The organism is Streptomyces sp. SID14478, from assembly GCF_010548525.1.
Lineage (GTDB): Bacteria > Actinomycetota > Actinomycetes > Streptomycetales > Streptomycetaceae > Streptomyces.
The window spans coordinates 39,281-61,476 of record NZ_JAAGMG010000142.1 but is presented as its reverse complement, the minus strand read 5'-3'; the positions used below and the strand labels follow the sequence as shown (position 1 = coordinate 61,476).

The following is a 22,196-nucleotide window of genomic DNA, read 5'->3' as shown; positions in this document are numbered from 1 at the left end:
TGGCGGGTCAAGCCGCCTGGGTGGGATGGGCCGGCCCGTTGGCCGCTGCCTGTTGCAGTACTCGGTCGGCCACCGCCAGAGCATCCGGGATCGTGCGCGTACCGGTGCTGACGCACAACGTGTAGGCAACATCGTCCAGTTGCCAGCGGATCTCCTGGCACGGCTTTTCCGCGTAGCGCATCTGCAGCTCCGCGTAACGGCCCAGGAGTGTGCGGACGAACTTCGGGTCGGGCATCAGCACGGCGGTGCTCCCTGGTACGGAGGAGAGGGGCGGGTTCGCTGATACGAATGTCCCGACTCGGCCCGCTCATACGAAGGAGTTGTGCGCGACGCCAGGAACAAGTGCCCCGCGTGTGCCCGCTTTGGCGGGGTACCGGAGTGACGTACGGCGGCGACCGACACGAACCGAAGGGGTCCCGCTCTGTTCACCTCAGGAAAGGGGCACTCTTGTCCGCGTCATTGCTCGAGTCCATCGATCTCAACGCTCCCGTCTCCACGGCCTGGGAGCTGTGGAGTGACGTCTCGCGTTGGCCTGCTTTCCTCAGCCACGTCCGCCTCGTGGAGCCCTTGGACGAACGCCGCTTCGCCTGGCAGCTGGAACTGCCGGGTGCGGACAAGAACTTCGTCGCCGAGCTCACCGAAGTGATTCCGCAGGATCGCATCGCCTGGCACACCGTCGAGGGTGTGCATCATGCCGGCGTGGTGACGTTCCATCGCCTGAGCGATACGACGAGCCGCGTCACCCTGCAGATCGAGTACGACCCGAAGGGCTTCATCGAACGCCTCGGAGCCCTGACGAACCTCGACGCGGCCCTGGCCAACTACGACCTCGGGGAGTTCCAGAAGCTCGCCGAAGTGACGGCCCATCCCGACAAGGCCGACTTGTGAGGCCGTGGGCGTAGTCGACCGACGCGTCCTGTGAGCGAGGAGGGGCAGCCCGGACGGGCTGCCCCTCCTCGCTTTCTGTTTCCGTCCGGCCTTGAGCGGCCTGACCCCTTCACGCCGTAGGTGCGGTGCGGTGTGACCAGGGGACGTGCAGTCGTAAATGCCGGGAGGGTGGGCATGTGACGTCTCTACGAAGGAGGCGGTCGTGACCACGGACGAGCGAGCGAGACCGGACATATCTGCGGGTGACAGTCGGGAGGAGGCTCACGAGAGAGTCAATCGGCGGTGGGCCGAGGTGCTGCAGGAGACTCGCGTCGCGCAGACCGGGGTCCAGATTCTTTTCGGGTTCTTGCTGAGCGTGGCCTTCACCGCGCGCTTCGACGATCTCAGCGCGTTCGACACCCACGTCTATGTGGCGACCGTGATTTTGGGGGCCGCGGCCACCGGGGCGCTGATCGCTCCGGTTTCGCTGCACCGGTTCCTGACGGGCCAGCAGATGAAGGACGACCTCGTGGCCATTGCCGGACGGCTCATGGTGACCGGGCTGGTGCTGCTCTCGCTCACCATCAGCGGCACGGTGCTGTTGATCCTGCACGTGGTGCTGCCGGATCTGTTGGCCGAGATCTTTGCAGGATCGGTTCTTCTGTGGTTCGCGCTGTGCTGGTACGGCCTGCCGCTCTACCTCAAGCGCCGCTCCGCGCGACGTGTGCTGGGCCGCGGCTGACGAGGCGGTCTGCCGGCTGGGGGCGGGGCGGTGACCGGGCCCCCAGACATCCCGCCGGTCCGGGGCGTACCGTCGCCACCCGCGGCGAGGGGCGGGTAGCTGCCTCACGGTGAGACAGGGCTCGGCCCCGGCCCGTGCCGCAATCGGGTAGGTCTCCGCCGGGCCCCTTCGGGGCGTCGTCGCCGTGCCTGCTGTTCCGGGCAGTTTGTGCGTGACGGTAAGCTCGACAGCCAGCCGTGTCACTCTCTAGCAGAGAGGGTGTAAGAATGCCCCGAAATCTTCCGCCCCGTAATCCCGAGCAGGTGGCAGACACCGCGAACCGTGTGGCCGAACTGCTCGAGGTCCTGTGGGGGCGGGCGCAGGAGAAGGCGCCGTCGGGGCCGATTCCTCCTTCGCAGCTGCGGGCCCTGAAGGTGATCGAGGCGCAGCGGAGCGTCAACCAGCGCACGCTGGGTGACGTGCTGGGCACGGGGCCGTCCTCCATCAGCCGTCTGTGCGACCGGCTGGAGGCCACGGGTCTGCTGGAGCGGATTCCCAGCGCGACGAGCCGGCGCGAGGTCGAGCTGACCTTGAGTGCCCAGGGTGCGAAGGTCCTGGAGGAACTGCGCCAGGCGCGTATGCGCGAGGTCGAGGCGGTGCTGGAGACGATGGCGCCGGCGCACCTGGGCATCCTGGCTGAGGGGCTGGAGCAGTTGCAGCAGGCCGCGAGGGCGCATGTCGGCCTGCACCCGGCCGAGGACGAAGACGCTTCGGCGATCGCCTGACCCGCCACGTCGGCCGGGCTGCGTGGGTGCGCGCACCGGCGTCGGTCGGGCGGGTCTCTCCAGCCGCGCCGGTATGTCTGCGTTCATGGTCTTTTGAGGTCGAAGGTCGCAGGCCATCGGAGGCCGGATCTCACTTCCGCGCTCCCGCACAGACGGGGGAGATACACTCAACCGTTGCCCCATGACAATATTTGCTCGACGGCGACGATTTGTTCGGCCCGATGTCCCGACCACCGCTGAGCTGTGCTCGCACCACCAACGAAGGCTGCCGTGACGAACTTCCTGGCTGTGGAGCGCGCGCTGCGCACCGCCGCACCGTACGACCTCCTTCCCGCGGCGCGTGCCGCACTGGCCGAGTACTACGGAGCCCTGTACGTCGATCTGCTCCTCGTCGACTACAGCTCCAAGGTGCTTCAGTCCGTTACCGGCGCTCCGGCCGGCGGGCGGCCCCTGCCGGTCCGCGGCAGTGCCGAGGGGCGGGCCTTCGACAGCCGTGAGCGTGTCCAGACCGTCCGGCATGAGGGTTCCATCGAGATGCACGTGCCGGTGACCGCGCACGGAGACCGGCTCGGAATCCTGTCCGTGCGACTGCCGGAGGAGAAGGCGCCGCCGCACGTCGTCGACGAGATCACCGCGATCGCCGACGTCATCGGGCACGAGATCCTCGTCGCGGAACGGGACACGGACGTCTACCTCCAGGCCCGCCGGGCCAACCGCCTCACGCTGGCGGCCGAGGTGCAGTGGGACCTCCTTCCCGGGCGGGCCTGCGGCGGCAAGGAGTACGCGATCGGGGCTCAGCTGGAGCCGGCGTACGCCATCTACGGCGACAACTTCGACTGGGCCGAGACCGAGAACACCCTCACCCTCAGCGTCACCAACGGCATGGGTGAGGGCATCCAGGCGGCCTTGCTGACCAGCCTGGCCGTCAACGCCCTGCGCAACGCACGACGAGCGGGCATCGGCATCGCGGACCAGGCGGCACTGGCCGATCAGGCGTTGTTCGCGCAGTACCGCGGTGAGGAGTACGTGGCGACGCTGCTGCTCTCGTTCGACCTGGACACCGGCCGTGTCGAGGTCGTCGACGGAGGCTCCCCGCAGCTGTGGCGGCATCGGGGCAAGACGGTGGAGCACGTCCCGTTCGACGCGCAGCTGCCGCTGGGCATGTTCGAGGAGACCGACTACGTCACGCAGGAGTTCCAGGTGGTGCCGGGCGACCGTCTGGTGTTCGTCAGTGACGGCGTGTTCGCCGCGTTGTCGGACAAGGGCGAGGCCTTCGGCGAAAAGATGCTGGGGCGAGCGATCCAGGCGGCGCGCCTGCTGCCGGCGGCGGCCGTGCCGCGCGCGATCCTGCAGGAGTTGTCCGAGTACCTGGATGCGGGCCCCGGCCCGGAAGTCGGCGATGACGCACTGGTGTTGTGCCTGGACTGGTTCGGGCGCGACGCCCGCGCCTGAGGTCGGCCCGTGCCGCGCCGCCGGGAACGGAGCATGCGCGTTCCGGGGAAGAGCCACGCATGAGTGAGGGGCGGGCCCACTGCAGTGGGCCCGCCCCTCACTCATGCGTGATGAACTCAGTGCTTGCCGATGTCCTTGGTCTTTTCCTTGGCCTCGCGGGCGTCGCCCTTCATCTGCTGGGCACGGCCTTCCGCGGTGAGGCGCTCGTTGCCCACGGCGCGTCCGGCGGCTTCCTTGGCGGTGCCGCTGGCCTGCTCGGTCTTTGCCTTGGCCTTCTCGCTGGCGGTCATGTCCGCTCACCGTCCTTCTGGCATCGACATCATGTGCTGACCTTCGCTTGGCCGCTCAGCGGCGCGGCAAACATGCTTCGTGCGATCGGACTCGGTGAGCGGCTTCTCCGGCCGGGCGGCTCGCCCGTGGAGCGCTCGGACATGGCTGCGCTGCCGTCAGGGGGGCTTCGGTCCGTCGGCCTCGGGCGGGGGCGCCGCCACGGCGAAGCCGTGCAGGCCGTTCAGCAGCTGGTGTCGCAGGCTCGTGGGCATGCGGTCGAGTACCTCGTTGAGCAGGCGTTCGCGCCGGGCCGTCACGGCATCGAGCGCATTGTGCCCGCGCCGGGTGAGCGTGAGGCCGATCGTGCGACGGTTGGCCGGACTGGGCTCCCGGCGGATCAGGCCTGCGGCCTCCAGGCGGTCGCACAGCCTGCTGGCGGCCGACGGCATGGTGCCGATGGTCCCCGCGAGGGCACTGAGATTGATGCCGGGCCTGGTCCGCGTGGTGTGCAGGGCGCGGAGTTGCAGTGCGGAGAGCTGCGGTGTGCCGTTCCTGGCGGTGTGCGTCCACAGTGTCACGAGCATGTCGAGTGCCGCCGTCGTCTCCGGCGCCAGAGCAGGGCGGGGGTAGTTCAGGGGGCCGACGAAGTCAGCGCGACCGTCACTGTCGTCCATAAGGTGAAGTGAACCTCTCGCGGGCTGAGGTTGTCGGTACTCGTACCCCTCGTGTGCCCGTTGTGCGCAAAGTATCCGTGCCCCGCCGTGACGATCTCCGGTGCAGTCGTGAAGATTTGTGGGGGAGAGCCACGGGTGGGCGTGGTGGTACGCATCGAGAAGCGTTGCGCCTGGGAATACGACGTGCCGTCCGCTGCCCGGTTCTGAGGGTGCGCGAGATGCGAGCCCAGGGCCAGGGCCGGCAGAAAGGGATGTGAGTCGGCCGAAGGTGCGCACTGGTTCCGCGAATTCGGTTCGTTTTCTGCGTCTTGTGGTACTCGGCTCCTGCCCACGACTGCCGGCGGTCTCGGTCGGCGGGTGGGGCCGTGGGCGACTGAGGGTGGGCATGGTTGCCCGGGAGCCCTGGATCATGCGACTGTTGCCCTATGGCAACTATGGTGATTCGTAATGATCATGGAGCAGTCTAGGCCAATCAACCAGCACTGATTGCCGCCCCAGGACCCCGAGCGAAGGATGATGGGGACCCCGCACGCAGCGGGTCCCACGTGATGAAGTCCCCAACGGAACCGGCGCGTTCCCCCCGAAACCACAGCCCCGCTGCCCGCCACGGCACCTCGCACCCGTCTGTCACGGTGGATACGGCGGGACGCGTAATGGCCTGCGACGACCGGGCCGGCGCCCTCCTGGCAGGGCTGCGGGCCGGCGCCCTGCTCGCGGACGTGGCGCCTTCCTGGCTGGCCGAAGCGCACGCCGACGTCGTCCGGGGCGCCGTGGGCGACGGCCCGGGCCCCTCCGTGGCGGTCCGCGGCCGGATCGGCGAGGCGACCGTGGACGCCTTCGCGAGCCGCGCGGCTGGCGGCGAGGTGGCGTGGTGGCTGGTCGACGACAGTGAACTACGCCATCTGCGCGCAGAGTTGGCCGAGGAAAGAGCTCGCTCGCGGGCCAGGCACGAGATGTCCGACGAGCTTCTGGCATCGCTGAACGTGAACCGGTGCGCGGAAGTGACCGCCCGCATAGCGGCCACGCATCTCGCGGACGCGGCGGTCGTCGTCGGCGTCAGCTCGGGACAGCTGTACCCCGTCACCTGGTGCGTCACCGGCGAGCCGGTGGAGCAGGAGACCATCGCGCTGGACCCGGAGGAGATGCCCGGCCTCGCGGAGGCGCTGGCGGGTTTCCCGCCCGTGCCGTCACGATGGATCGATCCGGATCTCGTGCCGGACTGGGCGCTCCCGGAGCAGTTCACGGCCGGGCGCGCACAGATCGGCTCGCTCGTGGTGGTCCCGCTGCCCGGGCACGGCGTACCCGCCGGTGCGATGGTGCTGCTGCGGCACAGCGAGGAAGCGGCGTTCACCGAGACCGAGGAGGCCTTCGCCCGGCTCTTCGCCACCCGCGCGGGCGTGGCCCTGTCCTCGGCGCGGATCTATGCCGAGCAGCGGCACATCACGGACGTCCTGATGCGCGAGCTGCTGCCGCCCGTGCTCGAGAGCGTGCACGGCATCGACTTCTCCGGCCGCTACCGTGCGGCCTCGGCCACCGACCGGATCGGCGGAGACTTCTACGACGTCTATCCCGTCGACAGCGACGACCCGGAGACCTTCGCGGTCCTGGGCGACGTGTGCGGCAAAGGACTTGAGGCGGCCGTACTGACCGGGAAGATCCGCAACACGATAGAGGCACTGCTGCCCTTCGCCGCCGACCACCTCAAGCTGCTCACGCTGCTCAACAACGCGCTGCTGACCTCGCACCACACACGGTTCGCGACCCTGGCCCTGGCCTCCGTACGACGCGAGCGACGCCGCGTGCGGCTGCGGATCTCCAGCGCCGGGCACCCCGCCCCCCTGATCCTGCGGACCGACGGACGAGTGGAAAAGGCGCAGACCAAGGGCCCTCTGATCGGCGTCCTCCCCACGGACCTGCTCAAGGTCGCCACCGCAACCGTCGACCTCGCACCGGGAGAGACCTGTCTGCTCTACTCCGACGGCCTCACCGAAGCCCGCGGCGGCCCGCTCGGCGACGTCCTGTTCGACGAGCAGCGCCTGTGCAACACGCTGGCCGAGTGCGCCGGTATGCCGGCCGAAGCGATCACCGAACGCCTGCAGATGGTCGCCGCCCAGTGGGTCGGCGAGGGACCGCACGACGACATGGCCGTGCTGGCCATCACCGCACCGCGCACCCCTTACCTCGCGGCCGTCGACGGCACCACGCAAGGCGGTTTCCCCTCATGACCACAGCTGCCCCCATGACCCCGGAGGCCACCACGGACGAGGTGGCGGCCAGTGACGACGAACTGCGCGAGCAACTGTGGCAGGCGGCAATGGCCTGCGACGAGACGCACGCCGTAGCCCTGGTGCGGCATGCCGTGGGCGCGGGCTCTGCGCGCGACGTGCTGGCCGCGGCCGAGCGGACGCTGCTGCGGCTGATCGCACCTGTGCAGGAACGTGTCGGCATCCAGTGGGCGGCCAACGCCATCACGGTGGCGCAGGAACACGCGGCCACCGCCCTGAACGAACGCTGCGTCTCCGCCGTCGCCGACGCAGCAGCCTCAGCACTGGCCGACACGGACACCCCGGGCCGGGTCACGGTGGCCTGCGTGGACGGTGAGTGGCACGCCCTGCCCGCCCGTCTGGTCACCGAGGTGCTGCGCCTGCGCGGCTGGCGCGTGGACTACCTGGGCGCCCAGGTGCCCACCGAGCACCTGATAGCCCACCTCCATCAACGGCCGACGGACGCGGTCCTCCTGTCCTCCTCCATCCCGGCGCACCTGCCGACCGCGCACACGGCGATCAGCACGTGCCAGGCCGCGGGTGTCCCCGTCATGGCCGGGGGCGCCGCATTCGGTCCCCGGGGCCGGTACGCCCACCAGATGCAGGCCGCCTGGGCTCCGGACGCCCCCGGTGCCCACCGTGTGCTGATGCAGGGGCTCGAACGGCCCACCGCGGCCGCGGCCCGCCTGCCCGACCTGGACCTGCCGCACTTGAAGGACCAGGAGTACACGCTGGTCAGGCAGACGAAACGACAGCTGGTCAAACAAGCACTCCTCGACGTCGAGGCCGCATTCCCGCCCCTGCGCTCCTACTCCGAGTACCAGCGCGAGCGCACCGCCGAGGACATCGACCACATCGTCACGTACCTGGCCACGGCCGTGTACGTGGACGACGCCGACCTGTTCACCACTTTCCTGACCTGGACCGCCGACATCCTGCAGGCCCGCGGCGTCCCGCCGAGGAGCCTGCTGCCCGTGCTCGACTCCCTGGAGCACCAGCTCATCGACTTCCCGCGCGCCACCGGCGCCCTCGCCGCCGCACGCACCGCTCTCAGCGCCTGCGCACTCGGAGGGACCGCGTGACCGCCGCCCGCGAAGCCATCCAGCCCGCCGCGGCACGCCGGCTGCGACCGGACCGCGCGGACTCGAGCGGCTTCGACGCCATGAACCCGCCGCCCCTCCTGGCGCGGCGCCAACGACTCGACAAGGAGCACGTGACCTTGCACCTCACCGCACGCTCGGTGCGGACGGCCCAGCTTTTGACCACCACCGAAACCGTCGACCACGTCATCGGCCAGGCGGCAACAATCCCTCACGGACACGAGTCGGCCGGAGCCGGGCGCGCCCCTGCCCCCTGCGGGGGCGCGCCACCAGCGCGGCAGATGACCGACCACGACAGCAGCACACGATTCGAAGGGGCGGACGCATGATCAATACGACAGAACGCGCACAGACCCACGAAGCAGCCCAGAAGAACCAAGCGGACCAGGAGAGCCTTCTCGCCCGCGCTTACGCAGACCCGGCCTCGATCGCGCCGAAGGACGCCCGCGGTATCGTGCGGCACTTCTTCTCGCGCCTCACCGAACTCGAGGAGGGCACGCACGAGTACAGCTACGTGCGCAACGTGCTCATCGAGGTCAACCTCTCCTTGGTGCAGTACGTGGCGTCGCGGTTCAAGCACCGCGGACCGCAGGAAATGGAGGACATCACCCAGGTCGGCACGATCGGCCTGATCAAGGCGATCGACCGGTTCGAACTCTGCCGCGAGGTCGAATTCACCTCCTTCGCCATCCCGTACATCACCGGCGAGATCAAGCGGTTCTTCCGGGACACGTCCTGGGCCGTGCACGTGCCGCGTCGCCTCCAGGAGGCCCGGCTCGAACTGTCCCGGGCCACCGAGGAGTTGCGTACTCGACTCGGGCGCCTGCCTTCGACGGCGGAGCTCGCCGAGCTGATGCAGCTGGAGCCGTCCGAGGTGGCCGAGGCGCAGAGGGCGTCGAACGGCTACAACAGCGTCTCCCTGGACGCGGCGGCCAACGGCAAGGACGACGATGCCGAGGTGCTGCTGGGCGACTTCCTCGGCTGCGACGAGGACCGCTTCGAACTCGTGGAGAATTTCCACTCCCTCGCGCCTTTGATCGCCGACCTCGACGAGCGTGATCGGCGCCTGCTCCACCTGCGCTTCGTCGAGGAGCGCACCCAGCAGCAGATCGCCGACGAGATCGGCTGCTCGCAGATGCACGTGTCCCGCCTCATCTCCCGTGTTGTCGCGGGCCTCAGGGCAGGATTGATGACCGAGCAATAGCACCTGCACAAAAAGGAGTTGAGCCCCGTACCGACCTCATCGAGGCCGTTGCGGGGCTCAACTCCGTCAGGAGCGACAGACGCGTTGCGGGGCGCGCTGCCGCGCGGGCCGCCTCAACGACGGCGCGACGATCTGCTGCGCGCCCACCCGCCGGCCCCCGCAAGATGAAGGGCCAGCGCGGTGAGCCCGAGGAGCATGACGTTCACCGAGGTGAAGACGTCGTTCGTCGAGATGTCGGCGGCGTTGATCAGGAAGGCCAGGAAAAACAGCACGGCAGCGGCGATGGCGAACATGGGAACTCCCGTTCCTCGTCGGTGTGGTCGACGCCCTTGTGCCCTCTTTCGTGTTCCGTACCGCTTCCCGGGTAACCGGAATGTCGAGCGGGGGTGCAGAGTCGCCGCCCGCACCGCACCACAGTCACCACGAAGGAGGCGTCATGCCCGGTATTTTCGACCAGATCAAGCAGTACAGCCGCAGCCCGCAGGGCAAGCGGGTCATCGCCACGGCCCGCCGGACCGCCTCGGACCCCCGCAGGCAGGCTCAGGCTCGCGCCTGGCTCAGCCGACTGCGTCGCCGCTGAACACCTCCCGCGCGTCCGCCCGGCAGCAGATCACCTTCTCAGCCTCTCCGGACCACGGCCGTCGGACAACCGAACTCATCGACGACTACACCGACTTGAGCCCTCGGCATTCGTCGCGCTGACGAACTCACCGGCGTACACGTGACGTTCGGGGGCAATGGGACACGGTGGAATGGGAAGAGCAAGCGAACTGCTACGCCGTGAATCCCGACGAGATGTTCCTCGTCGGGGCCGCGCAGTCGAGCGCGAAAAGCATCTGTAAGCCGTGCCCCGTACGCACTGAGTGTCTGGCCCACGCCCTTGACCACCGCATCGAGCACGGCATGTGGGGCGGCATGACGGAACGCGAGCGCCGCGCCCTCCTGCGCCGCCGCCCCGACGTCACCTCGTGGCGCTCCCTCCTGGAATCCGCACGCCGCCACCATGTGCGCGAGACGGCGGACGCATAACTGCGCACGCCTTGAGGGACGCTCTCGGCGGATTCGGAGAGCGGGCAGGGGAACCGTCGGCAGCAGCCCCATGTGCTGTCGCTGCTGCGCATCTATGTGACGAGATCATCACGCCCGGTCGGCGATCTCAGCCGCCAGGGGGTCACTCCCGGCTGCCCGCGCGGGACCACGACCATCCATGACGCGCGGCAGATCACTTCGACGGACCCCCTTCGGATCACTTCGACGGACCCCCTTCGAACGGGACGCGTGGCCACGACCGGCTCGATGACAGTGTCCCGGCCGCTCGCCCATCCGGAAGCGGAGCCTCCTTTAGGGGCGTGCGCGCGCCGGAACGGGTGATTAGGTGTTCATGACGCACGTAAAGAGCGACGAAGACACAGGCGCCACCGAGGTGGCGGACCGCGGGCCGCAGGAGTACGGCCCGGCGGACGAGGTCGAACGCGAGGCCCCTGACTCGCCGCTGAAACTGCCCCGGCAGGCTTGGGGCGCGATCCTCAAGCGCAGCTTCCGGGAGTTCCAGGAGGACGAACTCACCGACCGCGCAGCCGCGTTGACGTACTACGCGGTGTTGTCGCTCTTCCCCGCTCTCCTGGTCCTGGTGTCGATGCTCGGCGTGATGGGCGAGAGCGCGACGAAGAAGATCCTCGACCACTTGGAGACGCTCGCCCCGGGACCGGCGCGCGACCTCCTCACCACGACCGTGACCCAGCTGAAGGGGAACGCCGGGACCGGTTCCGTGATGGCGGTGCTCGGCATCGTGCTCGCGGTGTGGTCGGCGTCCGGCTACGTCGCGGCGTTCGTCAGGACGGCGAACAAGGTCTACGACGTCCCCGAGGGCCGCCCGCTGTGGAAGATCCTTCCGCTGCGGCTCGGCCTCACCGTCGCCCTGATGCTGCTCGCCACCGCGAGTGCCTTCATCGTCGTGTTCACCGGGTCCTTCGCCGAACGCGCCGGAAGCTTCGTCGGTGTGGGGGACAGCGCGCTCACGCTGTGGTCGATCGCCAAGTGGCCGGTCCTCGGCATCCTGCTGGTGTTGATGATCGCCCTGCTGTACTGGGCCACACCCAACATCAAGGGCCGCGGCTGGCTGTGGGTGACACCCGGTGGTTTCCTCGCGCTGCTGGTATGGCTGCTGGCCTCCGGCGGATTCACCTTCTACGTCTCCGGATTCGCCTCGTACAACAAGACCTACGGCGCGATGGCGGGCGTCATCGTCTTCCTCGTCTGGCTCTGGCTGTCCAACCTCGCGCTCCTGCTCGGCCTGGAGTTCGATGCGGAGCTGGCCCGGCAGCGCGCCGTGGAGGCCGGTCACCCGGAGGATTCGGAGCCCTTCATCGAGCCGCGTGACACCCAGGCCTGGGACGAGCGCGACGAGGAAAAGGTCGACTGAGGCACGACGGCGGACGGCGGACCTCCGCATCCTGCGCCGCGACGGCCGCGTGCGGGGTGTCGGCAGGGGTATGCGGGTGCTCCAGCCGTCGAGCGGAGGGGACCGCCGTGGAACGTGTCAACACCTTTCTCGCCAAGCATCTCTGGGTCCAGATGGCGCTGGCGGTACTAGTCGGCGCCGTGCTCGTCCAACTCCTCTACCCGCAGGGCTCGTTCGCCGCGGTCCTGTCCCGCACCGCGTCCACGTCGGTCGGCGGAATCGTCGTCGTCCTGGTCATCCGGCGCAGGGAGAAGCGTGCTGCCGGTGACACGGACGGCCTGATCTCCTTGGACCGCAGGCTGCGCTCCGGGGACGTCCCCACCGAACCCGGCCAACGACAGGCGATGCGCCAGTTGGTCGACCAGCGCCTGCACCGGACACGCCATCGCAAGGCGGCGCTCGTGTTCATGGCGGTCATGTTCGTGACGATCACCGTCCTCATGGGCCTCACGGCGGGGCCCCGGCAGATCGTCGGATTCTCCGTGCTGACCGTGGTGTTCGTTTCCTGGCTGACGTACTTCAGCGGGCTGCAGAACCGTCGGCTGCACGTCATGGACGCCGCGTTGCGCGACGAGGACACGACCCCCCGGCCGGCCGACGCCGCCACGAAGCCTCTCGTCGGGCGCGAGCGCGGATAGCGCCTCACGGGTGGCGCTTCGCGAGGGCATTCGTCCCCCACGACGTTCCCGGACGAATGCACCGGACCAGGAGCCGCACGACGGCCCCAAGCACGAAAAACTCCTTCCACACCGGCGGGTTTAGCCGGACGAGAAGCGGCCAGTCGAAGATCAGCACATTGCAGTCCATGGAACGGATGGTGAACAGCATGACCGCGAGTGAGAAGGCCAAGGCGAAGGCGGAGCAGGCTGCGGGCGCCGCCATGGAAGCCACGGGACGCGCCGTCGGCAACGAGCGCCTGACCGCCAAGGGCCGCGCGGCCAAGACGATGGGTGCGGCCCGCGAGACCAAGGAGTCCGCGAAGGACATGGGCAAGCACTGATCCCATGAGCGGTACACACCCGGCGCGGGGCCGGCCCACTTCGGGCCGGCCCCGCGCCGCGTTGTGGGCAGAGACATCAGGATCGGGCTGGGGGAGGCGCGGAGCGAGGCACGGGGCTCATGCGGAACAGCCAGGGGAGGAGAAGGGGCGAGCGCAAGTAGCATTCTGAGGTCCGCCCGAGTGGGGGAGTGCCCGCGACGTGGCCGCCTTGCATGAGGCGTGGGGTGGTCCGTGGGGGAGCGGCCGGCAACAAGGGGAATCCGCGGGAGCGGCGCCATGGCTCGTCGAGGGGCTGTCGCGTCGGCGAGGTGCGCCTGAGGTGTTCACGGACTATCCACCGTGATCGTGGGCACGAGGTTCTCATGAAGTTTCTGATCGTCCTCGTCGTCCTCGCCGTCGCCGCCGTGTGGTTCATCAAGTCACGGAGGAGCTGACCAGTACCGACCTGCAGATATTGCGAGTGCCCCCGCAGCCGTGCGCCCGCGGTCTGTACGCGCGGCGGGCGGAGGAGTACGGCGTCACTCGTAGAACCGAGCCGCGCTCAGGGCCCGAGCGATGAACTGCCAGTCGCCGTCGGCCGGTAGCTCCTGGTCATGATTCGCGTACCATCCCGGCGCGTCCGATACCCACGCTTCCAGCGCTTCCAGGAAAGTGTCCAGTGTTCGATTTTCCCACTGGGCGCCTGCTGCCTCGAAGTCTTCTCGAAGACGCCTCAGGAAACCGCTCAAGGCTTCGCGATCGGCGAGTCGCTCATGGGGTTCTAGCGGCAGGGCTGCACGCTCGCCACCCCAGTCGTCGAGCCTGAGCCGGACCTGACAGTTGTGATCTGCATGCGCGACAACATGCCCACTGATCATGAACCCCAGTGGCGGAGGGACGCTTCCTGGCGGCGCGGCGAAGATCTCTGCCAAGCCCATGGCATCGTTGACGCCGTCGATCTGCACAAAGACGCCGAAGGGCTGCCGCCCGACGACCTTGCCACTCACGGTGGCACCGATAGGTAGGGCCGCCTTCGTCGCCGGCCAGGCATGCCGTATGTCCTCAGGCCTCGCACCACCGACACCCTTCGGCCACGTGTACTCCGTCACGTGGCGAATCCTGCCATTCGTCGGTGCATCTAGGTCGCCGGAGTCTCCATGATCGGGTCAAGAGTGCAGCATTGGCGGCGTACTCCGAGTCGTGCGGGTACAGATGGCGGCACCCGTCTGGCACGGCCCCGCCCAGCAACTCAGTGGCTGAGTGTCGCAGCGCCGCTCGGCCCAGCGTCAAGGTGTCGGATGGTCAGCTACTGGCCGTATTCGGACAACAGTGAAGAATTGACTCCTGAGTCGGCGAGTGAGCGCAATGATTCCCCTGACATTGCCGGGTGTTGGCGTTGCCGGTCTTCGGACGGGCGACGGTGGTGCGATCCCCGGCCGATGCAGGCGCCGTACGCGCCGTACGAGGGCCTCGTCGACCGGTGGTTGGAGCGACAGCTACTGATGGGGCCCGCACGACCGCACCACCGCCGGTCCCCGGGGCCTCACGGACCCGCCGTCGGGGTGCGGACACGCTGAAGGGGGCAGTTCTTTGACCCGTGCACTCTCCAGACCCTCCAGATTCTTCGGAGGCGTCCGACGCTCCGCGCCAGGACGAACGGCTTCGACCGTCCGGAAGCGGCAGCTGACATCATTCGCCGTCGGCGGTGCTCTGGCACTGACGGGCATGACGGTTCTGTCCGCGCCCGCGCAGGCCGCCACCGGCCCGACGGCGTACGTGGCCAACTTCTACGGCAACACCCTCTCGGTGGTCGATACGAGCACCAACACCGTCACCGGCAGCATCGACGTCGGCAGCAGACCTGTCGGGGTGGCCGTCGACCCGGCAGACGCACACGCCTATGTGACCAACTACAACGAAGCCACCGTCTCGGCGATCGACACCGACACCAACGCGGTCACCGCGACGATCGCCGTCGGCAGCAACCCGCTCAACGTGGCCTTCTCTCCGTCCGGGACCCGCGCCTACGTCACCAACAGTGGTAGCACCACGGTCTCGGTGATCAACACCGCGACGAACGCCGTCAGCGCCACCGTCCCGGTGGGCATCTCACCGAACGGCGTGGCCGTCGCTCCGTCGGGCGCCACCGCCTACGTGACCAACAGCGACGAGGCCACGGTCTCGGTGATCGACACGGCCACGAACACGGTGACGGCCACGGTCCCCGTCGGGGCCTCCCCGGCCGGTGTGGCGGTCAGCCCCTCCGGCACCGCCGCCTATGTCACCAACAGTGGTGGCACCACGGTCTCGGTCATCGACACGACGACGAACGCCGTCAGCGCCACCATCGCGGTCGGCACCGCCCCGAACAGCGTCGCCTTCGACGCATCGGGCGCACGGGCCTACGTCGCCGACCGGGGGAGCGACGACGTGAAGGTGATCGACACGTCGACCGCGACCGTGACGGCGACCGTCCCGGTTGGAGACGGTCCGGCCAGGGTCGAGCCCGCCCCGTCCGGCACGGCGGTGTATGCCACCAACGTCGATGCCGGCACCGTCTCGGTCATCGACACCGGGACGAACGCCGTCACGGCCACGATCGACGGGTTCAGCGGCCCGTACGGTCTGGCTTTCGCCTCCGCACCGTCGCCGGGGGAGAAGGCGGACATCAAGGTCGGTCTCACCGCGCAGCCGCACCTGAGCCTCCTGGCGCCGTACTTGTCCTACACCCTCACCGCTCACAACGTCGGCCCGCAGGCCGTCACTTCGGCGACCCTGACCGCGAAGCTCCCCGCGGGCGCCAGGGCCACCAACCTCGCTGCCGGGTGCACCGCCGCCACCACGACGGTGACGTGCACTTACGGAGCCATCGCCAACAACGCGAGCGTGAACAAGACGTTCCGCGTCCCGCTGCAGTTGCTGAGTCTCGGCCCGGTCAAGGTGTCGGGTCTGCGCACGGCCTCCGCTCCCACCGATCCGAATCCCGCCAACGACTCGGCGTCCGTCACCTGCAACGCCATCACCGTCCTCCTCGTCACCTGCCCCTGACAGGGAATCCGCGGGATGCCGCGTCCCTTCCTGGTCCCGGCGGCCCGACTGCGCGTTCGCAGTCGGGCCGCCGGGTCGCGTCCGCGAGTACCGAAGCCGATTGGTGGCATCGGGTAGCGCGGTGGGGGCAGCGCTCGGAGTAGTTCCCTGCGGGGCCGGCCAGCTCGCCGAAAGGGGAGAACGCCCTCTTCTTCTCGTCTGCATTCCTGCGGCGCCATGTGGGTGAACGGAACGCTCTACCGGAGCAGCGCACCTGGCGCGGGCCCCACGCCGTTGGGAACGTGGCCCCTTGAACTCGATATGTCTGCCGAGTCGACCCTCGCGGAACGCGCTCGCCAGGCCCGAATCTCCCGTGTCGACAAGCAGTGGGCTGAGGCCACGCACAAGCCCGTCAGGCCGCCGGCGGACAACGGAGGCCGGGCGGCGCCACCCTGATCGGAAGAAAGGCCCCGATGCCCCGCACCGCCCGTGAATACCTCGGCACCTGCCTCACCTTGTCCGGGATCGCCGCAGCCGTCCCGTCCGTGTGGCACACCTTCACCCACATCACGGATGACGCGTGCCGGACTCCTGAACTTCGTTACGGTGAACGGCACTTGCAGTACCACATGGCCCGCGAGGTGCTCATCAGCGCGGGTGCGCTCACGGCGGTCGGCATCGGTGTGCTCACCGGCCCCGGGCGCAGCCGGAATCTGTGGCGGGCGACGGCGGCCGCGGCAGGCGGATACTGCGCCGCGTTGTGGTCCGGCGGGCCGACCGCCGGGGTGTGGGCGCCCAACCGACAGGCGCTGATGGTGCACACCGCTGCGACCGTTGGGCTGCTCGGCGGTGTCGCCCTGACGCGTCCGAGGGCCGCAGGACGGTGAGCTCCGGCAGTGGTGGCGCTCCGGACGTACTGATCGTCGGCGGCGGGCCGGTGGGGCTGTTCGCCGCCGCCCTGCTGGACGGGGCGGGCGTCAAGGTGACCGTCCTGGAGCAGCATGCCGGCCCCAGCGAGCACTCCAAGGGCGCCACCGTCCACCCGCGCACCCTGGAGGTCCTCAGCGCCCTGCGTGCATGCGACGGGCGCGGCCTCGGAGACGTACTGGCGGCGCAGGGACGCACGATTACCGGCGCCCACTTCGCGCTCCTGCCTTCGCTGTTGGACTACTCCGCGCTGCCCACGCGCTACCCGTACGTCCTGATGGTTCCGCAGACCCGCACCGAGGGGCTGCTCCTGGAGCACCTGCGCTCTCGCGGCGTCCCGGTCCGATACGGGCATCGGGTCGAGCGGGTGGAACAGGACCACGACAGCGTCCGGGTCCGGGTTCGGGTCCGGGGCGAGGGGGCTGTGCACGAAGCGCGTTATCTGATCGGCGCCGACGGCACCCACAGCACGGTGCGTCGGCAGGCCGGCATCGCCTTCCCCGGCACCGCCCCGTCACTGATCACCTTCGTTGCCGACGTACGGCTGGGCGCGCCGCCACCGCGCCCCGTGCACCACTGGGATGTCCGGTCCGGCACGCTCAGCGTGTTGCCGCTGCCGGGCGGTCTGCATCGCCTTTTCGGGGCTCAGCCCTGTGACACCGGCCTGAGTCCCGCGAAAGTGCGCGCCGTGCAGGACGCCGAGCTGACCGGGCGGGACCTGCGGCGCTCCATGCGTCGCATCGCCGGCACCGACTTCGCCCTGCGCGAGATCGTGTGGCGCTCCAGGGTCACGGACACCACCCACACTGCCGAGCGGTTGCGAAGCGGTCGTGTCTTCCTGGCCGGGGATGCTGCGCACACGCAGTTCCCGGCGGGCGGCCAGGGATTGAACGTCGGCCTGCAGGACGCCGCCAATCTGGCCTGGAAACTGGCCGCCGAGTGCAACGGCATCGCTCCACCCAACATCCTTGCCGAGCAGGCGAGTTACCACGAAGAGCGGCATCCCGTGGCCCAGGCCCTGGCCCACAACACGCTCGCCCAGAGCGCGCTCATGTATACGTTCAGTCCGGCCGGCGCCGCCCTGCGCGGCCTGATGAGTGATCTGATCACCCAGGAAGAGAGCGCCGCTCGCCGCCTGGCCGGCTGGGTCTCCGGGCTTGACGTCCGGTACCCCGCCCCGCCCGACGCCCATCCGCTGGTCGGCAGTCGCCTTCAGGACCCGCACCTGTTGGACCGTCTCCGCCCAGGGCGCTTCCTGTTGGCCCTGCGTGACGGCACGTCCGAGCTGTGGAGCTCCGTCTCACTCCCCGACACTCTGCTCCTGCCTGAGCACGCCTCCGGTGCCTTCGGTGCGAGCGCCGCCCTGGTCAGACCCGACGGCCATGTCGCCGAAGCCTGGGATCACCTTCCCGACGACCGCACGATCGGCGAAGCTCTGCTCCGCTGGACCTACGCCATGCCCGCCCGCTGTTGACGCCCATCTGAGCACCACCGTCGACTACCGACTCGCACCGAGTGCTCACGAGCCGGCCACAACGGCGCGCGCTGATTCCCTGATTCGCGAACCCTCGTCCTCCTACTCATCGTCGTCCCCGTCAGAAACGACTCTGGATCCAGACGATGACGACACTCACGACGCCGGAGCCGACGCTATAGGCTGCGCCACGCAGAACTTCCTCTACCAGCGTTCGTCTGCTTTTGGAGTACCAGTCCTGGGCGTGACGAAGTTGCCGGGACGCAAATCCCTCCGTCGACAGGCCGGTGTTGCTAAGCTGTTGCAAAATGGCATCTCCGTTGGGATCGACGTCCGAATAGCGAGTGCCGCACGGGGAATTCACCTCGGCAGGTTCCTACGCCTTGTGCCGGTTGAATTCCCTCTGTGCGTTGGCGCGATTCTACGAGCCCGTGCATACGGATTGACTTCTGTGGCGTTTCGCCACACCTAAGAATTTTAAGTACACATTCGGTGACGTTCAGTCACCACGACGGTCTGGCAGTGCCCCTCCTGCAGAGCTGCTCGACGATCTCCCTGTACGTCGGGCCGCCCCTCAGGAAGGTCGACTCGTCACCATGTCATGCCCCGTGACGTCCTGAGGTTTTCAATGGCGAAGTCCTCACGTGACTCAGCGAGCGCGGCAGTGCCCTCTCAGCGTCCCCAGCCTCCACCGACGCCCCTGACCAGAAGGAACGAGTCGCGCAACGCCTTCCGAAGCCCTGGGGCGAGGGTGTCGAACTGTTCGGCGTACGCCTTGAACGCGTGCTTGTGCTCGCGCGTCTCCTTCCACCTGAAGACGCTGACCATTTCGCACTCGACGGGCAGCACCGCCATGGACAGCTCGTCCACTGGGACGGTTGCCGGGTCAGTGCCGCCCAGGACGCTGCGACGGGCCGTCTCTTGGAGCTCGAGAACTTGCTGCGGGTCATTGACGGTCACTTGGTGGGACGCGAGCGGAGAGAGCAAGCTGCGTTTTGCTGCGGGCGCGATGAGTCCGGCCGCGATGAGTTGGTCACGAACCGGCTCCTCCGACGTGGTGGCTTTGTTGTGCACGAATTGCAGCCAATTCTTGGGCTTGTCCGCAGGTGCGGGAATGTCACGCCACACATCAACCAGGAACGGATCGAGGGGAGGTTCGCCGACGCACTGGACGACCTTCTGCTGCTGAGTGGTGAGCAGCCCTGCGAAGGTGAGCTCAGCCAGGGCTGCTGCGCGCAGCAGTTGCCCGCGCCCCTGAAGATTGACCGCCTCGAACTTCTCCTTGTCCACGGTGTAGGAGAGCAGGTACATGCGCTGTGGCAGCGACAGGTGCATTTCCGTCCTTGGGATCAGGCGTGATCTTCATGCGGGAGAGACTGCGACGGGCCACCCTTCCGGGAGGGGCCCGTTTCCGGCGCGGTCTGATTGCCGGTCGGCCAGTCTCGTACATGTGTCACACCTGGCAGTTGTGGCGCGCGGCAGTGATGTGGACAGTGCTGCCCCCGCGCACGGCCCGGATGACTGTCCCTCGCTTACCGCCGGCCGTGAACCGGTGCAAGCTGGTCTATGCCGGTCGCGTCGTGCTGGTCGGCCAGGGCGCCCGGATTCATGATCTTCACGGTGGAGTGAGATTCGAGCGTCCGCTACCGAGACGTCCGAGAAGAACTGCGAATCAGCCACGCCGCCGGAGAGCGGGGATGGCCGGTGAGGGCTTCATCCTCGAAGGCGATGACGCGACCAGGGCGGCAGCTTTCAGCTGCACTTCACGCGGGTGACCGGGGCAGCGTACGAGGCCATGTCGCTGCCGAGGGCGACGGCACGCTCCTTCTCTTCGGCCATGGCGGGCGAGTCGGGGACGGAGTCTTGTACGGCGCGCAGGACGAGCCCGGGATGGCCGACTGCCGGGCCGTCTTCGAACTCGGGGCAGGGCTGGATCAGCTGTCCGCGAGGGTGGGTGAGGTACGGGTCGGCGTGGGCTCGCGCCACGGCGGCGCGCCCTTACGGACCGGCCGTTATCATCCGCAGGTCGTCGCTTCCGGTGAAGACCTCCACGAGCGTTGACAGGCGTTCGACGATGAGACCGTTCAGCACGGGGGAGCCGGAGCTCGAGAAGTAGCTCCAGACCGCTTTGCCGTGCGGGCCCGGCTCCGTCCAGCCCCAGGCGTCGCTGACGGTCTCGACGATTCCCAGTCCGGCGGTTCCGTGGTGCCGACGTGGGGTCGCCGTGCCCGGATCGAATACCGCGCAGGCCACGTCGGGTCCGTCGCGCAGCACGTTCACCATCCCGGCGTGCGGAAAGGGCTGTTGGCACAACTGCTGCTTGCCGTGGACCAGTGCGTTCCCGACGAGCTCGTCGACGGCCGTGCGGACGCGCGGGATCAGCTCGGGCAGGTGCCAGGAGCTCAGTGTCGATGTGACGAAGTCCCAGGCGGTCTCCTTGCATAGGGGGCCGTCCACCAGCAAGCAGCAGGCGGAGTAGGCCAGTACGTCGTCGCCCAGGAACAGTCCACCGGTCCAGGGTGCGGCATCCGTCATCTGAACTCCCGTGCCAAGACGGGGATTTGGCGGGTTCACATTGCCATGGTGAAGGCGCGGCCTTACATCTGCAAGCGCATCCGCAAGTACAATCGTAAGCACGGATGCACGTGCAGATGTACTTGCACCCGTGACGCCGCTCTCCTCCGTGGGTGGGCTCGGGACGAGGTCAGGGGAATTCGAATGCACTCTCGGCATGACTTTGGTGAGGAATATGACAACGGCACTCCTGCCGTGAACATTCCCGGAGTCAGCTGGCGCAAGAGCGTATGCAGCAACCCCAACGGCGAATGCGTCGAGCTCGCCGAACTACCGGACGGACAGGTCGCCGTGCGAAACTCCCGCTTCCCCTCCGGACCTGCGCTCGTCTACACCCGAGCCGAAATCGCGGCCTTCATCGCGGGCGTCAAGGGCGGGGAGTTCGACGACCTGTCGGCCCCCAGGGACTCGCTCGATGCCTGTACAGCCAGACCGCCCCGATGACAGACTGAGCCGACCTATGACGGGGGGCGATTGCGGTGCCGGACCGTGCGACATCCGCTCGGGCACAAGAAGTTCCCTCGGTCGGACAGTCGTTGGCGCAGCGACGAGGTGGGCCGACCGTGCTGCGCATCGTGCTGGGTACCCAGCTACGTCGTCTGCGCGAGGGTAGGGGCGTCACCCGGGAAGCCGCCGGTGATGCGATCCGCGGATCACACGCGAAGATCAGCCGGATGGAACTCGGCCGGGTGGCGCAGAAGCAGCGCGACGTCGCGGACTTGCTCACCCTTTACGGCGTCGTCGACGCCGAAGAGCGCGAGGGTTACCTTGAGTTGGCCCGGCGCGCCGGCACGCCGGGATGGTGGCAGCAGTACAGCGATGTGATGCCCAGCTGGCTGGAGACCGTCCTGGGCCTGGAGGAGGCGGCCTCCGTCATCCGCAGCTACCAGGTGCAGTTCGTGCCCGGCCTGTTGCAGACGCCCGAGTACGCGACGGCGGTGACGAGTCTCGGTGAGGCCCGGGGCGTGACGCGTGACATCACCCGCAAGGTCGAACTGCGGCTCCAGCGTCAGCAGTTGATAGACAGACCTGGTGCGCCGAAGCTCTGGTTCGTGGTGGACGAGTCGGCGCTGCGCCGGCCGATGGGCGACGCGGAGGTGATGCGGAACCAGATCCGGCACCTCATCGAGATGTCCGCACGGCCCAACGTCACGTTGCAGGTCGCCCCGTTCGACACGGGCGCGTCCACGGCGGTCGGTGGCCCGGTGACGATCCTGCGTTTCGACGAGCCGGACCTGCCCGACATCGTGTACCTGGAACAGCTCACCAGCGCCCTGTATCTGGACAAGCGCGCGGACGTGGAGAACTACCTGCTCGTCATGGACCGCGTCAGTGCGGCGGCCGAGACCGCGGAGAGCAGCGTCCGCTTCCTGGAACGGCTGCTCTCCGCGCTCTGACGGCCGCGAGCGGGCAAGGA

Annotated in this window: 26 protein-coding genes and 1 pseudogene; 18 read left to right on the top strand and 9 right to left on the bottom strand. The window is 68.4% G+C overall.

Annotated elements, in window-relative coordinates; translation table 11 throughout:
- Nucleotides 1–7: 7 nt before the first annotated feature.
- Complete coding sequence (locus G3I40_RS05455) at nt 8–235, bottom strand: DUF5133 domain-containing protein (RefSeq protein ID WP_203643495.1); 228 nt, start codon at nt 233–235, stop codon at nt 8–10.
- A 212-nt stretch (nt 236–447) separates the two neighbouring features.
- On the opposite strand from G3I40_RS05455, the gene G3I40_RS05450 reads away from it, so the two are divergent.
- The 4 genes from G3I40_RS05450 (at nt 448) to G3I40_RS05435 (ending at nt 3,825) form a co-directional block, all read left to right on the top strand.
- Nucleotides 448–888 (top strand): SRPBCC family protein, encoded by a 441-nt coding sequence (locus tag G3I40_RS05450; RefSeq protein WP_164301003.1) that lies wholly within the window; start codon nt 448–450, stop codon nt 886–888.
- Nucleotides 889–1,120: 232 nt separating this feature from the next.
- On the top strand, nt 1,121–1,609 hold the full coding sequence (locus G3I40_RS05445) for a DUF6328 family protein (protein WP_343244837.1): 489 nt from the start codon (nt 1,121–1,123) through the stop codon (nt 1,607–1,609).
- A 302-nt stretch (nt 1,610–1,911) separates the two neighbouring features.
- Complete coding sequence (locus tag G3I40_RS05440) at nt 1,912–2,373, top strand: MarR family transcriptional regulator (RefSeq protein WP_343244834.1); 462 nt, start codon at nt 1,912–1,914, stop codon at nt 2,371–2,373.
- Nucleotides 2,374–2,643: 270 nt separating this feature from the next.
- Nucleotides 2,644–3,825 carry a PP2C family protein-serine/threonine phosphatase gene (locus G3I40_RS05435; RefSeq protein WP_343244833.1) on the top strand — a complete coding sequence of 394 codons (1,182 nt, stop codon included), beginning with the start codon at nt 2,644–2,646 and terminating at the stop codon, nt 3,823–3,825.
- Nucleotides 3,826–3,941: 116 nt separating this feature from the next.
- On the opposite strand, the gene G3I40_RS05430 is transcribed toward G3I40_RS05435, so the two are convergent.
- A complete protein-coding gene (locus G3I40_RS05430) occupies nt 3,942–4,115 on the bottom strand; it encodes a CsbD family protein (protein ID WP_164301000.1) in 174 nt (57 codons plus the stop codon).
- A gap of 156 nt (nt 4,116–4,271) precedes the next feature.
- Complete coding sequence (locus tag G3I40_RS05425) at nt 4,272–4,769, bottom strand: MarR family transcriptional regulator (RefSeq protein ID WP_164300999.1); 498 nt, start codon at nt 4,767–4,769, stop codon at nt 4,272–4,274.
- A 653-nt stretch (nt 4,770–5,422) separates the two neighbouring features.
- Here G3I40_RS05425 and G3I40_RS05420 point away from each other — a divergent pair.
- The 4 genes from G3I40_RS05420 to G3I40_RS05405 are packed head-to-tail and all read left to right on the top strand — an operon-like array spanning nt 5,423 to nt 9,337.
- Nucleotides 5,423–6,994: a PP2C family protein-serine/threonine phosphatase gene (locus G3I40_RS05420; protein WP_239091552.1), complete on the top strand. Its 1,572-nt coding sequence runs from the start codon at nt 5,423–5,425 to the stop codon at nt 6,992–6,994.
- 14 nt (nt 6,995–7,008) lie between these two features.
- The gene (locus G3I40_RS05415) at nt 7,009–8,115 is read left to right on the top strand and encodes a cobalamin-dependent protein (RefSeq protein ID WP_164301026.1); all 1,107 of its coding nucleotides are present in this window, start codon (nt 7,009–7,011) and stop codon (nt 8,113–8,115) included.
- Nucleotides 8,112–8,462: a hypothetical protein gene (locus G3I40_RS05410; protein WP_164300997.1), complete on the top strand. Its 351-nt coding sequence runs from the start codon at nt 8,112–8,114 to the stop codon at nt 8,460–8,462. Before G3I40_RS05415 ends, G3I40_RS05410 begins: the two co-directional genes overlap by 4 nt.
- Nucleotides 8,459–9,337, top strand: a complete 879-nt coding sequence (locus G3I40_RS05405; RefSeq protein WP_164300996.1) for a SigB/SigF/SigG family RNA polymerase sigma factor — start codon at nt 8,459–8,461, stop codon at nt 9,335–9,337. The genes G3I40_RS05410 and G3I40_RS05405 overlap by 4 nt, the downstream gene beginning before the upstream one ends.
- 113 nt (nt 9,338–9,450) lie before the next feature.
- Here the strand turns inward: G3I40_RS05405 and G3I40_RS05400 are convergent, their stop codons facing one another.
- Nucleotides 9,451–9,630, bottom strand: coding sequence for a hypothetical protein (locus G3I40_RS05400; protein WP_164300995.1), 180 nt, complete (start codon nt 9,628–9,630; stop codon nt 9,451–9,453).
- 143 nt (nt 9,631–9,773) lie between these two features.
- Here G3I40_RS05400 and G3I40_RS46390 point away from each other — a divergent pair, with 143 nt between their 5' ends.
- The 4 genes and pseudogenes from G3I40_RS46390 to G3I40_RS05385 all read left to right on the top strand — a co-directional run bounded on the left by G3I40_RS46390 (nt 9,774) and on the right by G3I40_RS05385 (nt 12,436).
- Nucleotides 9,774–9,917, top strand: a complete 144-nt coding sequence (locus tag G3I40_RS46390; protein ID WP_203643480.1) for a hypothetical protein — start codon at nt 9,774–9,776, stop codon at nt 9,915–9,917.
- A gap of 167 nt (nt 9,918–10,084) precedes the next feature.
- Nucleotides 10,085–10,333 (top strand): annotated as a pseudogene (locus tag G3I40_RS05395) (WhiB family transcriptional regulator); the annotation flags it as partial.
- Between the two features lie 385 nt (nt 10,334–10,718).
- Nucleotides 10,719–11,759 (top strand): YihY/virulence factor BrkB family protein, encoded by a 1,041-nt coding sequence (locus G3I40_RS05390; protein WP_164300994.1) that lies wholly within the window; start codon nt 10,719–10,721, stop codon nt 11,757–11,759.
- A 107-nt stretch (nt 11,760–11,866) separates the two neighbouring features.
- Nucleotides 11,867–12,436, top strand: coding sequence for a hypothetical protein (locus G3I40_RS05385; protein ID WP_164300993.1), 570 nt, complete (start codon nt 11,867–11,869; stop codon nt 12,434–12,436).
- Nucleotides 12,437–12,440: 4 nt separating this feature from the next.
- On the opposite strand, the gene G3I40_RS05380 is transcribed toward G3I40_RS05385, so the two are convergent.
- On the bottom strand, nt 12,441–12,626 hold the full coding sequence (locus G3I40_RS05380; protein WP_164300992.1) for a hypothetical protein: 186 nt from the start codon (nt 12,624–12,626) through the stop codon (nt 12,441–12,443).
- Between G3I40_RS05380 and G3I40_RS05375 the strand changes: the two genes are divergently transcribed.
- Nucleotides 12,625–12,798 carry a CsbD family protein gene (locus G3I40_RS05375; protein ID WP_164300991.1) on the top strand — a complete coding sequence of 58 codons (174 nt, stop codon included), beginning with the start codon at nt 12,625–12,627 and terminating at the stop codon, nt 12,796–12,798. The two genes, G3I40_RS05380 and G3I40_RS05375, sit on opposite strands and share 2 nt — an antisense overlap.
- 518 nt (nt 12,799–13,316) lie before the next feature.
- Here the strand turns inward: G3I40_RS05375 and G3I40_RS46960 are convergent.
- Nucleotides 13,317–13,784, bottom strand: a complete 468-nt coding sequence (locus G3I40_RS46960; protein WP_239091551.1) for a hypothetical protein — start codon at nt 13,782–13,784, stop codon at nt 13,317–13,319.
- Between the two features lie 718 nt (nt 13,785–14,502).
- On the opposite strand from G3I40_RS46960, the gene G3I40_RS05355 reads away from it, so the two are divergent.
- The 3 genes from G3I40_RS05355 (at nt 14,503) to G3I40_RS05345 (ending at nt 18,205) form a co-directional block, all read left to right on the top strand.
- A complete protein-coding gene (locus G3I40_RS05355; RefSeq protein WP_164300990.1) occupies nt 14,503–15,825 on the top strand; it encodes a YncE family protein in 1,323 nt (440 codons plus the stop codon).
- A 452-nt stretch (nt 15,826–16,277) separates the two neighbouring features.
- The gene (locus G3I40_RS05350; RefSeq protein WP_164300989.1) at nt 16,278–16,691 is read left to right on the top strand and encodes a hypothetical protein; all 414 of its coding nucleotides are present in this window, start codon (nt 16,278–16,280) and stop codon (nt 16,689–16,691) included.
- A complete protein-coding gene (locus G3I40_RS05345) occupies nt 16,592–18,205 on the top strand; it encodes an FAD-dependent oxidoreductase (protein WP_343244832.1) in 1,614 nt (537 codons plus the stop codon). Before G3I40_RS05350 ends, G3I40_RS05345 begins: the two co-directional genes overlap by 100 nt.
- Nucleotides 18,206–18,877: 672 nt before the next feature.
- Here the strand turns inward: G3I40_RS05345 and G3I40_RS05340 are convergent.
- The 3 genes from G3I40_RS05340 to G3I40_RS05330 all read right to left on the bottom strand — a co-directional run bounded on the left by G3I40_RS05340 (nt 18,878) and on the right by G3I40_RS05330 (nt 20,740).
- A complete protein-coding gene (locus G3I40_RS05340; RefSeq protein WP_164300987.1) occupies nt 18,878–19,540 on the bottom strand; it encodes a GPP34 family phosphoprotein in 663 nt (220 codons plus the stop codon).
- A gap of 417 nt (nt 19,541–19,957) precedes the next feature.
- Nucleotides 19,958–20,191, bottom strand: a complete 234-nt coding sequence (locus tag G3I40_RS05335; RefSeq protein WP_164300986.1) for a hypothetical protein — start codon at nt 20,189–20,191, stop codon at nt 19,958–19,960.
- Between the two features lie 12 nt (nt 20,192–20,203).
- On the bottom strand, nt 20,204–20,740 hold the full coding sequence (locus tag G3I40_RS05330) for an ATP-binding protein (RefSeq protein WP_164300985.1): 537 nt from the start codon (nt 20,738–20,740) through the stop codon (nt 20,204–20,206).
- Nucleotides 20,741–20,923: 183 nt separating this feature from the next.
- On the opposite strand from G3I40_RS05330, the gene G3I40_RS05325 reads away from it, so the two are divergent.
- Nucleotides 20,924–21,223, top strand: a complete 300-nt coding sequence (locus tag G3I40_RS05325; protein WP_164300984.1) for a DUF397 domain-containing protein — start codon at nt 20,924–20,926, stop codon at nt 21,221–21,223.
- Between the two features lie 92 nt (nt 21,224–21,315).
- Entirely contained in the window at nt 21,316–22,176 is an 861-nt protein-coding gene (locus tag G3I40_RS05320; protein ID WP_164300983.1) for a helix-turn-helix transcriptional regulator, read from the top strand.
- Nucleotides 22,177–22,196: the final 20 nt, after the last annotated feature.